The 9,111-nt window shown below is 61.1% G+C and carries 13 protein-coding genes; all 13 read left to right on the top strand.

Going from position 1 to position 9,111, the window contains the following annotated elements; translation table 11 throughout:
- Positions 1 to 873 precede the first annotated feature (873 nt).
- The 13 genes from KYT87_RS22030 to KYT87_RS21970 all read left to right on the top strand — a co-directional run bounded on the left by KYT87_RS22030 (position 874) and on the right by KYT87_RS21970 (position 9,062).
- On the top strand, positions 874 to 3,081 hold the full coding sequence (locus tag KYT87_RS22030) for a UvrD-helicase domain-containing protein (RefSeq protein ID WP_219990844.1): 2,208 nt from the start codon (positions 874 to 876) through the stop codon (positions 3,079 to 3,081).
- A gap of 380 nt (positions 3,082 to 3,461) precedes the next feature.
- Complete coding sequence (locus tag KYT87_RS22025; RefSeq protein WP_082886916.1) at positions 3,462 to 3,785, top strand: hypothetical protein; 324 nt, start codon at positions 3,462 to 3,464, stop codon at positions 3,783 to 3,785.
- Positions 3,760 to 4,062: a hypothetical protein gene (locus KYT87_RS22020; protein ID WP_156517918.1), complete on the top strand. Its 303-nt coding sequence runs from the start codon at positions 3,760 to 3,762 to the stop codon at positions 4,060 to 4,062. The genes KYT87_RS22025 and KYT87_RS22020 overlap by 26 nt, the downstream gene beginning before the upstream one ends.
- A 160-nt stretch (positions 4,063 to 4,222) precedes the next feature.
- Positions 4,223 to 5,266, top strand: coding sequence for a hypothetical protein (locus tag KYT87_RS22015; protein WP_175155060.1), 1,044 nt, complete (start codon positions 4,223 to 4,225; stop codon positions 5,264 to 5,266).
- A gap of 317 nt (positions 5,267 to 5,583) precedes the next feature.
- Positions 5,584 to 6,000, top strand: coding sequence for a hypothetical protein (locus KYT87_RS22010; protein ID WP_063589032.1), 417 nt, complete (start codon positions 5,584 to 5,586; stop codon positions 5,998 to 6,000).
- Positions 6,000 to 6,314, top strand: a complete 315-nt coding sequence (locus KYT87_RS22005; protein WP_175155059.1) for a hypothetical protein — start codon at positions 6,000 to 6,002, stop codon at positions 6,312 to 6,314. The genes KYT87_RS22010 and KYT87_RS22005 overlap by 1 nt, the downstream gene beginning before the upstream one ends.
- Before the next feature lie 2 nt (positions 6,315 to 6,316).
- Complete coding sequence (locus KYT87_RS22000) at positions 6,317 to 6,544, top strand: hypothetical protein (protein ID WP_175154739.1); 228 nt, start codon at positions 6,317 to 6,319, stop codon at positions 6,542 to 6,544.
- 64 nt (positions 6,545 to 6,608) lie between these two features.
- The gene (locus KYT87_RS21995) at positions 6,609 to 7,076 is read left to right on the top strand and encodes a hypothetical protein (protein WP_219990843.1); all 468 of its coding nucleotides are present in this window, start codon (positions 6,609 to 6,611) and stop codon (positions 7,074 to 7,076) included.
- 10 nt (positions 7,077 to 7,086) lie between these two features.
- Positions 7,087 to 7,317, top strand: coding sequence for a hypothetical protein (locus KYT87_RS21990; protein WP_175155008.1), 231 nt, complete (start codon positions 7,087 to 7,089; stop codon positions 7,315 to 7,317).
- A gap of 10 nt (positions 7,318 to 7,327) precedes the next feature.
- Positions 7,328 to 7,594, top strand: a complete 267-nt coding sequence (locus tag KYT87_RS21985) for a hypothetical protein (RefSeq protein WP_219990842.1) — start codon at positions 7,328 to 7,330, stop codon at positions 7,592 to 7,594.
- A 16-nt stretch (positions 7,595 to 7,610) separates the two neighbouring features.
- Positions 7,611 to 8,078, top strand: a complete 468-nt coding sequence (locus KYT87_RS21980) for a hypothetical protein (protein ID WP_175154742.1) — start codon at positions 7,611 to 7,613, stop codon at positions 8,076 to 8,078.
- Between the two features lie 98 nt (positions 8,079 to 8,176).
- On the top strand, positions 8,177 to 8,824 hold the full coding sequence (locus KYT87_RS21975) for a hypothetical protein (RefSeq protein WP_175154745.1): 648 nt from the start codon (positions 8,177 to 8,179) through the stop codon (positions 8,822 to 8,824).
- Positions 8,817 to 9,062 carry a hypothetical protein gene (locus KYT87_RS21970; RefSeq protein WP_175155056.1) on the top strand — a complete coding sequence of 82 codons (246 nt, stop codon included), beginning with the start codon at positions 8,817 to 8,819 and terminating at the stop codon, positions 9,060 to 9,062. The genes KYT87_RS21975 and KYT87_RS21970 overlap by 8 nt, the downstream gene beginning before the upstream one ends.
- Positions 9,063 to 9,111: the final 49 nt, after the last annotated feature.

Genomic DNA, 9,111 nt, shown 5'->3' with positions numbered 1-9,111 from the left:
AGCGGGGGTTTGGTCGGGGTTTGGCGGTCCATCAGCATCACGGGCATGTCGACGGCGCGAAGCGACGTTGACACTGGCGTAGCCAGTCAAGGGATGGGATTGGGATTGGTAATGGGATTGGGAGCTTTGCCTCGGGTTCGATCTCGGATTCCAGCAAAAACCCGGATTCAACCTGCCGCTATCCCAGGACAAACCGGCTGGGTTTTTGCTGGGTTTTTGGTGGGGTATTTGAAGCGGGAAGAGGCATGGAGGAGGGCGCTTGATTGGCCTCTGGCGCAATCGTGAAAGCCGCTGGGATAGTTTTCGAAACCCACTGGGTTTTTTACGCAAGGCCGGAGGAGGTAATGATTGGAACGCGGGAAGCCGGTGTTCCTGCGGGTTTGGAGTAGGTATCCAGACGGATACCCAGGCGAAACCCAAACAAAACCCGCCGGGTTTTTTACGAGGGGGCGCGCGTAGCGCCTGAAGGATCGGACGTGGGCGAGGCGGCCCATTTGGACATCAAAACAACCCAGCAATAACCCGCTGGGTTTTCGGGAGGCAATGTTGATTTGGTTGGAACTCAGCGCTGCTGCGCTTGCCCTTGCGGCTATTGGCGCCGGGGGCGCATACCTTTGGAAGGGGCGTGCCAGGAAAGCTCCTAAGCGGGTCGAAAAGCGAACTGCGCCGCGAGCGCAACCTTTGGCCGGGAGTTTGGGAGGGGAGCGGGGCGGACGGGCGCCTAAGCCGATCGTCGCTCCTGTGGTGCCTCCTCCTCCGCCGCCGCCACCCCCGAGCTTGTTGGCAGCCGAGAGGCAGCGCGAAATACGGGCTGAACTCAGTCACCGACTCGAACAAGCAGGCCGAGCCCTCCCCTCGGATGAGCAATGGAAGATGATCCTTACGCCGTCGACGTGCGTGCGCGTGGCGGCCGGTGCTGGCTCTGGGAAGTCGACGACACTTGCGCTACGCGTCATCGTGCTTCGCTATTACCTGGGGGCGGCCTGGGACGAGATTACGGTCGTCACATTCACGAACAAGTCACGAGACGATTTCATCAAAAAGCTGCTTTCTAATGCCCAGCTTTTTGAGCCAACCATCAGCAAGCGGCTGATCAAAGCGAGGGTACGCACCTTTCACTCGCTCGCGTTCCGCCAGGCGCGGGCGGCAGGCCTGAACGTCAACACCGCGGACCGGATTCCGAAAAAATCCCCTGCCAAAGACCCGCACACGCTGGACGACGCCGGCGAACCGGGGGCGCCAACTGAAGATGATGACGAGGACTCGCCAGACACGCCGTTCGCACAAATCGCCAAGCTCGACGAACTGCCGGTTTTGCCCGAGATTTTGCGTGAGGTGGGCGGCAAGTTGCTGGGTGCCGACCCGGCCTTCAAACAGGCGGTCATCGGGCTTGAAAGGGCCTTTCTGTTCGCACAGCCCAGGGCCGGAGAGGCTGAAAAGCGGGTGCCGCGTGTCAAGCTCAATCAAGCGCGCGATGAGGCCAGGACGCAAGAAATTTACGAACTATGGTGCGAGAAATACCGCTCCGAGCTCGAAGCAAGCGGAATTGCGTTCAAGGTCGAACCGTTTTACTTGGGTAGCAACCCAGCATATGCCCGAGCAAATCCGGCCGCCGGTCCGTGGTATTCCAACGCTACTGTCCCGAGCCTGGCGGCCCCGGGCCAGCCGGCACCGCGCGTAATCCTCGGTATACCCCGGGAAGTGGCCGAGCTTGAGCCGCCCCGACGGTTCTCAACGGGGGGCGACACGATGATCATGGCTGTGACGTCCGCCTTTAAGGTCGGGTATCTGCAAGACATCCCGGCGACGATGCCGATTATCTGGATCTCAGAACCCTCTCAGCTGGCGCACCTCGCCGAGCAAGTCCGATACTCCCTAGGGGCGTTCCACGGCTTTCCACAGTTCCAGGTGCAGCTTGAAGGCGAATTCCTGCCCCGCTGGGTGTTGGAGGCATTCTGGGCAGAGGCTCAGTTCATTCAATGCCTCGGACTCGATGTCGCAAAGGCCTGCGTCAAAATCGCGCCCGCGCTCAAAGGCGTGGACAGGCTGTTCGTGGAGGGGCTGGCCCGTTTCTGGCCCGCATTTATGGAGGAAGTTCACGCGAACGGCATGACGACGACCGGCGAGGTGTTTGCGCAGCTTGGGGGCGCCGCAGGCATGGCACGGCTGCCAGCCGACGCCTTGCGTAACTCCCGTCATCTTTTGATCGACGAGTTTCAGGACATCTCCTTGAATTTCGTGAAGTGGATCCGCGCTCTCCGCGATCGACAGCTGGCGGCCGACCGGAGTTCGAATCCGAAGCTGCCCAGCTCGTTCATGGTCGTGGGCGACGATTACCAATCGATTTATGGATGGCGTGGAGCGTCGCCCAACTTCTTCATCGACTTCGCAAAGTACTTCTCGCCAGGGTTCGAGCCGAGCCAGCTTGTGTTGTTGGCGAACTATCGTTCATCCTCGGAAATCGTTCAGACTGCCGAGATGATGCTTGATCGCGTCGCTTACAAACTGAGCAAGCCGCCGGCGGTCGCCAAAGGCCCGGCCAAAGACTTCGGCATACCCGTCAGCCTGACAAAAGTCGACGACGCTGCGGATTATCGCGCTCTCGCTGGGCTGGGGGCGGACGGTATGGTGATGGCGAGAACGAACACGGTCCTCGATAAAGTCAAGCCCCGGACCCCACGTTGCCAGTACCTCACCATTCATGGTGCGAAGGGCCTGGAGGCCGAGCATGCCGCGATACTGGGCGACGTTTCCGCTCCTGCTCCACATCCCATTCGCACCCAGTTGTATAAGCTGGCGGGATTGGGCGACTACGACCAATCGCAGCGAGACGAAGCGCGCAGGCTGGTCTACGTTGCGATCACGCGTGCCATGCACACGGTGAACTGGGCGGTCGCTAATCCGCGCCAGGGCAGCCTGTTTGAGGAGCTTGACGGGCTCCTTCAAGCCCGCCCCAAAGCCCCGATCAAATCCTCTGCTTCAAACCCCGGGCAAACGCTCGACCAAGCGAGTGCGAGCCTGGCGCAGGCTCGCGCCCACCTCGAACGAGCGGGCGTCAATGCTGGAAATGGAGGGCATTAATGAGCGCGACGACAGCACAGGAGAAGGAGGGCTTCGTGCGCATCAAGTACCAGCGCACGGCTGCGGTGGCCGCAGGGGGCGGCAGCGCTGGCACCAGGCCGAGCTTTGTGTCCATGGACAAACTGCTTTTTGACGTTCTTGTCCGCTTAGTCGGTACCGAGGCCGCGGCGAGAGCGAAGATCAAGGCCTGGGCAAAAGAAGAGTCTGGTCGATTCGCGCCGGGGGGCGCTTCGGTGTCCAGGATGGTCCAGCAGAGGGTATATGCCCTCATGCTCACGCGTCTCCCCGTGCGAGGCGGATAGTTACAAGCGCTGGCGGACAATGGCCGTGAGGATCCTCATAATAGGCAATGGTTGCCTATATATAGTGAGGGTGTTTTCATGGCCAATATCAGGTACTTCTGCGACCAGGGCGCGGATACTGTCGCGTTGCAAGGACGCGGAATGTTCGGCATGCCCAATGCCGAGTTCGCAGCCAAGTTTCCGGGCGTCAAGGGGATCCGTTATGACGGCTTCTCGATGCGGGTTGCATATCCCGTCGCCGGGGGCGGTGATCCGCTGCCGGTAACCCGCATGATCGAATACAAGGCTTTCCCGTCGCGCCATGAATGCGATGCGCGGTGCATGACCGCGCGAGGAAAGGTCATGCGCTGCGAGTGCTCATGCGGTGGGAAGAATCATGGCAAAGGCATGTTCTCTCGATGACGCGCGGGTGGAGGCGTTGCGCGTGCGCCGCCACATTCTCAGTACGGGCACCCAGCTGGCCTACATCGTGCAATGCGCCGGTCGCTCGTATGCGTTCGACGTGACCGATGAATGCGTCTGCCGACCGCGTGAAGTGTTGCCTCCCTATGCCACCCGGTTCGCGCGGGATATGGCGAAGGCGATCGCGGCTCGTATGAACGACGGACGAGTCCATCGCGGCATGGCCGTCAACGCAGTGCAAGCGCTGGATGCGTTCCTATCCCGGCTCAGTGCATAGCGGCGGACCTACTCATAGCGCAAACAGCAATGCGCTTTGCGCTATGCACATTGACCGAACGCCGGGTAACAAACGAGTATCCAGGTAGGCAATAGTTGCCTATATCATTTCACTGTACCGGCGAGCTACGCCGAACAGATGCAACTCACCTGGAGGTCATATGTCGCAATTGGGTTTTGATCTTGGAGCCGCCGAGGAAGTCTTTCGCGCGGCCGCTCCCGGAACATGGTTGGGGGAAGTGCTGCCCCGGGAAGATGCGATTGTGCGGCTGGAGCAGGTCGTCGCGCGGGGGTTCGATCACATGCCGCTGGCGGTCCGCGCGATGTGCGCAGAAGGGGTGGATTGCCTGCTAAGGGAGCTTCGCTGCGAAGACGCTGTGTTCGGCCTCCTGTGCCGTGATCGCTCGCCAGCAATCCCCCTGGACGCGACAGAAGATGCGATAGCCGCCTTCGAAGAGCATTGTCGCGCGGTGATGGCGCAGCCGGGGGCGCACCCCCGCCAGTGCGCGAAAAGCCGCTTTGCAGGGCACTACAGCACCACGGCGCTGCATTGCGATGGATTTGGCAGCCTTGTGCTAACCCGCTGGGGCGAGACTCGCCATGAACTGGTGTTCCACATGGGACGCGCTTTGGTCTTCCTTGATAGCTACCGCGACCACCTTCAACGCCACAAAGTGCCCATGCAGATATGGGCCCCCGCGTATAGCGCGGACAAAATCGCCTACAGCCCGAAGGGGCCGGCGGGCGTGGCGACTTTCAACTACGGCGGGCGAGGGTACGTCAACGACGGGATGTTCCATTGCGGGGAATACAGCGAATGCGAGGGATGGTCATTCGTGCCGCTGTCGCAATGGCAAGGCGAGACCTTCACCTATGAGGAGCAATGCCGTGCCTGGGATTCGGGGGCGCTGGAGAGGGGCGATCGGCGCGGCCTTGTCGTCAGCGTAAGGGGCGTCAAATGCGTTCTCGACGGAGCTTTGGTCTTCTTTGACGACACCGGCTCCTACAGCCTTTCGCGTGCAATCGCCGAGAGCGCATCCGACGAGGACGACGGCGAGGACTATCCGGACGACGATGAAGAGGGCGACTTCGACGAGGAGGAAGAGGATTCTCCGCGCCAAGTGGAGGATGCCACGCGCGAGGATTGCGCAGCGCCGCGCAAGGAAGAAGAGCAAAACTCTGATCTCTTGCTCTGCTTGATGTGATGGCGCGGGGGCGGAGGTGCCCCCGACAGAGCCTGCCGCCGTCGACCCCTTTTCCTCTTGCCCGGTGGGTACGTGTGCGGCTTGACGTGCCCACGAGCAAATTCGCCCCATTGTCGTCACGGGTACGGCACCGCGCAAAAGGAAAGGCGGCGGCCAGTCCCAACCGCGTGCGGGGGTAAGTAACACTTTGCGGTCATGGTAGGCAATGGGTGCCTATATAATGTCTGAGTGGTTTAAATAAACCATCGACAAATGTTAATTTTCGCCGGGTTGCCTGTGTGCCGCCCGCTGGAATCCCGCCCATAGGAGTATCCGCCATGATCCTTATCTCGACACTTCGCAAGATGCGAAACAAGCCCGTGTTTGTGGTGACCGTCCCGGCGCATACCCGCCAGGTCGGCAGCCTCCCGCCGGTCGAAGTTGCAAAGGTCAGCGATGGTTTCGCTACGAAGAGCCAAGCCGACAAGTTCGCTGCGGATAACGACCCGCGCCAGTGGGGCGCGGCTGAGTTTCCGGTGGTCGCGCGCGTGCCGGCTCATGAATACGCTGCAAGCTGCGGCTTGCCGCTCCCGGGAACCGCCATGGGCGGCGGTTTGGACGCCGCGCTGGCCGAGTTGATCGAGCGTGTGGCCACCGGGGAAGAGTTTCCGGACGCATGCGGTCGTGCCGCGTCTCGCTTTGCTGTTTGCTATGACGCGCTGCGCGCAGCCTACGACGAACGAGAGCAAGCCTGATGGACCGGAACGCAGAAGTCCAGAAGATGGCGTCGCAGTTTGGCCTCGATGCGAACGCCCTGCATCACCTTGTGGCGTTCCTCTGCGCAAATCACGTCCGCCATACGGAAAGCGGAAAGATCCCCGACGTGATGAGCGCTGCGGAACAAGAGGAGTACATACGCGCTGGCGTGGTCGCGTGGCGAGATCACACCAGCGCGCTTCTAGAGGAGCTGCGCGACGGCCAGAGCGATCGCGCCAAGGCCTTCCGCGCAGAGCTCGTCGTCGGGGTCTACGACTCCATTCGCAGCGACATCCGAATTCCACAGGGCTGACTATGAACTCAGATAAAGCCGACGGCCGCGCCGTCGCGGCGCGCAAGAAGGCGGCCTTAGTCGCTGCCAAGAAGCTCGATGCAGCGGCGGATGCGGTCAGCGCTTTCGCGCTGGCGTGCGCGATGTGCGCCGATGCGTCTTCCCCCCGGGGAGACGACGACGGCCGTCGTCTGCTCGCGCAGAGCATGCGCGAGTACGCGGGCCACCTGAATAGCGTCTACGACAAATAGCATGCCCTTCGGGCGCCAAGGCGTTTGTGACCGCTTCTAGCGGCATTGGCAGAAAGGAAAAATCATGGTGATCGAAAAAGGCAGTAACGGTCGTTGGTTCGTCGATGGCGAGCCGGTAGTGGTACAGACCACGCGTTATCCAGACGGTCTGATGTACCAAAGCGCGAACATCCCGGACGAGGATGTAGAGGCGCTCATCAAAATGCACACCTTCGTGGGCGTCCAGAATCAGCATGGCGAACGCGTGGAGCTTTCGTTTGACATGGACGGCTGGTCGTTGTTGGTAGAGGACGAAGGTGAGCAGAGGAGCGATGGAGGAAGCAGGATCGAGACCGAGGACCGTATAGGCGGCACCTACCGCGAGGACGTGCCCGGCGGAATGTTCGGCGACCGGCTCAATCGTGACCGTCGGTATTGGCTGGCATGGGCGACCGTGTCCCGGGAAACTCAAGGCGATTGTCTGCCTGGGATCATGGATGACTTCGGCTCGCTCGTGCCCGTCCCGTCGCCTCGTCGTCAAGCTCAGCTTTAAAGGAATGGCCATGTCTACCGCATACGAGCTTTTGATGTCCTGCCCCGACGACCAGATCACGCGAATGAAGTTGGTATGGAAGGCCGTCGCGGCCGGTGAATGGAAGGAGGCGGCTCATCATCTGCGCAATGCTGCCAGCGAAGGCGAGTCTTCCTGGCACGGCCGTTGTGGCGAGTTGGCCGGACATTACGACCGCAAGGTGGCCATGCAGCGGGCTCCCGGCCCGGACAACCAGGCGTGATAGAGAAGGAATGACCATGGACGTAAAAGTTGGGCGCACCTACCGCGCAAAGCGGCCCGCCGAAAGTGACGGACTGGTAAACGATCGCACGGTTCAGTGGATCGGATCCGTTGGGCAAGTGCAGTACGACGGGCCTGCCGTGAGGTGCGGCAGTCGGTACCCCATCGTCAGCCGCGCGGCGTTCGAGGCGTGGGCTGATCGCGACGTCACCGATGAGTTGCCCACCGGCGAGTATCAGGATTGGACCGACTATCGCGCTTCCAAGCCTTCCGCTTAGCTCAGGAGCTTCATACATGAACAAGATCAAACCATATACCTGGATCGTCCGTTTTGACGTGGCCCCCGAATGGGTTGCGGACGGGTTCAACCTCACCGACGAACGAGCACTCCTGCTGCTCGCTAGTGACCTGCGACATGCCGACAGCAGCTGCGAGCTCGCAGCGCGCGTCCTGGCTGCGCCTGCCGCCCTGCGAATTGCACGCGAACAAGGCTATGGGCCGAAGGACAACGGTGCAGGAAGGGCTGTGGCCGAGATTATGAGCGGTGCACCTCACGCGTATTCGGACGTCCGTAGAAGCTCGGATGATGTAACGCTGGACAACGCCATAAGCGAAGCCATCGAGTTGCTCAATAGCGTTGCCTTTGTGCGTGATGAGAACGACAACACTGGGGCGATCCTTGCAAAGCTGCGGGACGCGCGGGCTCTACTGCGCGGAGACGATCCGATCTCAGATATCCAATGGCAGCGGGCGCACGACTAGCCGTGTAACGCCGGGATCTGGGAGCACTGAGGGCGCTTCAGCGCCCTTCCGAATCAACACCTTGGGAGAGCGATTTGCAAACGAGTTTGGATAGTTCAATGTCCTCGCTTCGGCGGCGTCTGGCGCAGGCTGAACTAAAGCTGGCCATAGCAAAGAAGGAAGCGGCACAAGCTCAGCGAAAGGAGGATCGAGCGAGCGAGGCGGTTCGTGCGTTGCAGGAAGAAATCGCGTGGGTACAGCTGCGTCAATGGGGCAGTACGCCGGATCTGGCCGCGCTGATGAGGTCGGACGGCACGGGCAACATGGTCTTCTACAAAGCGCTCAGCACCATCGCCGAGTCATGGGGATTTCATGTCTTTGGGACGTGGAGTGACACAAAGCAACTCGTCTTGAGCTTCGGGCTGAACCGCGCAGAGCGAGGCGCGGTCGAGCGCGTGGAAAAGGCCATCAATTACTTCGCGCCTGCCATGAAGCGGATAAAGGGAGGGTGGGTGCGATTCTCGGTGAGCCATCCGCAGCCCGAGGCGTGCGCGTGGGAACTGCGTTATGCCCCGAAGAGCGGGCGGGCGCGGCTTGCCCGTCTCGTGTATGGAGCTGATGACAGCGTTCTGGATTTCGCTTCTCTACGCGGAGCGCTGGAGTACGTCGAACAGAACCTCTGGCTGGAGGACATCATCGATGCGCCGCCGACAACTGCCCTGGAGTACGTCAAAGCTGGGGAAGGTGATGGAGTGCGGCATGGATGACCGCAAGGCGGGGCCGGCGCACTTACCGGGGGCGCTCACCAATGGCTGGTTGCGCCGCACGTGCCGGTTCAAGGTCGTCGACCTTGCTTCGGGCGATTCCCTGAGCCGCGAAGTGGTCTTCAGGGCCGATTGTCGCGAACAGGCTCAGGAGATGTATATCGGGGCCTGCGAGGCGGCTGGGATTGTGCATGGCACCTTGCGCATCTTCCGGTGTGCTGATTGGGCCGCATACGCGTAGGCGAGTTCGGTACACATTCCACGCAATGGCGCTATTGCCGCGCAGTGTC

Origin of the sequence: Achromobacter sp. ES-001 (assembly GCF_019448355.1) — a bacterium.
GTDB classification, from domain to species: Bacteria; Pseudomonadota; Gammaproteobacteria; order Burkholderiales; family Burkholderiaceae_B; genus Achromobacter; species Achromobacter spanius_B.
This window is presented reverse-complemented; position numbering and strand designations above follow the sequence as displayed.

Excerpts from the sequence above, each read along its gene's own strand:
- KYT87_RS21980 (WP_175154742.1), top strand. The coding sequence starts at position 7,611 with ATGAACAAGATCAAACCATATACCTGGATCGTCCGTTTTGACGTGGCC.
- KYT87_RS21975 (WP_175154745.1), top strand. The coding sequence starts at position 8,177 with ATGTCCTCGCTTCGGCGGCGTCTGGCGCAGGCTGAACTAAAGCTGGCC.
- KYT87_RS22030 (WP_219990844.1), top strand. The coding sequence starts at position 874 with ATGATCCTTACGCCGTCGACGTGCGTGCGCGTGGCGGCCGGTGCTGGC.
- KYT87_RS22020 (WP_156517918.1), top strand. The coding sequence starts at position 3,760 with ATGGCAAAGGCATGTTCTCTCGATGACGCGCGGGTGGAGGCGTTGCGC.
- KYT87_RS22010 (WP_063589032.1), top strand. The coding sequence starts at position 5,584 with ATGATCCTTATCTCGACACTTCGCAAGATGCGAAACAAGCCCGTGTTT.
- KYT87_RS21995 (WP_219990843.1), top strand. The coding sequence starts at position 6,609 with ATGGTGATCGAAAAAGGCAGTAACGGTCGTTGGTTCGTCGATGGCGAG.
- KYT87_RS21970 (WP_175155056.1), top strand. The coding sequence starts at position 8,817 with ATGGATGACCGCAAGGCGGGGCCGGCGCACTTACCGGGGGCGCTCACC.
- KYT87_RS21985 (WP_219990842.1), top strand. The coding sequence starts at position 7,328 with ATGACCATGGACGTAAAAGTTGGGCGCACCTACCGCGCAAAGCGGCCC.
- KYT87_RS22005 (WP_175155059.1), top strand. The coding sequence starts at position 6,000 with ATGGACCGGAACGCAGAAGTCCAGAAGATGGCGTCGCAGTTTGGCCTC.
- KYT87_RS22000 (WP_175154739.1), top strand. The coding sequence starts at position 6,317 with ATGAACTCAGATAAAGCCGACGGCCGCGCCGTCGCGGCGCGCAAGAAG.
- KYT87_RS22025 (WP_082886916.1), top strand. The coding sequence starts at position 3,462 with ATGGCCAATATCAGGTACTTCTGCGACCAGGGCGCGGATACTGTCGCG.
- KYT87_RS21990 (WP_175155008.1), top strand. The coding sequence starts at position 7,087 with ATGTCTACCGCATACGAGCTTTTGATGTCCTGCCCCGACGACCAGATC.
- KYT87_RS22015 (WP_175155060.1), top strand. The coding sequence starts at position 4,223 with ATGTCGCAATTGGGTTTTGATCTTGGAGCCGCCGAGGAAGTCTTTCGC.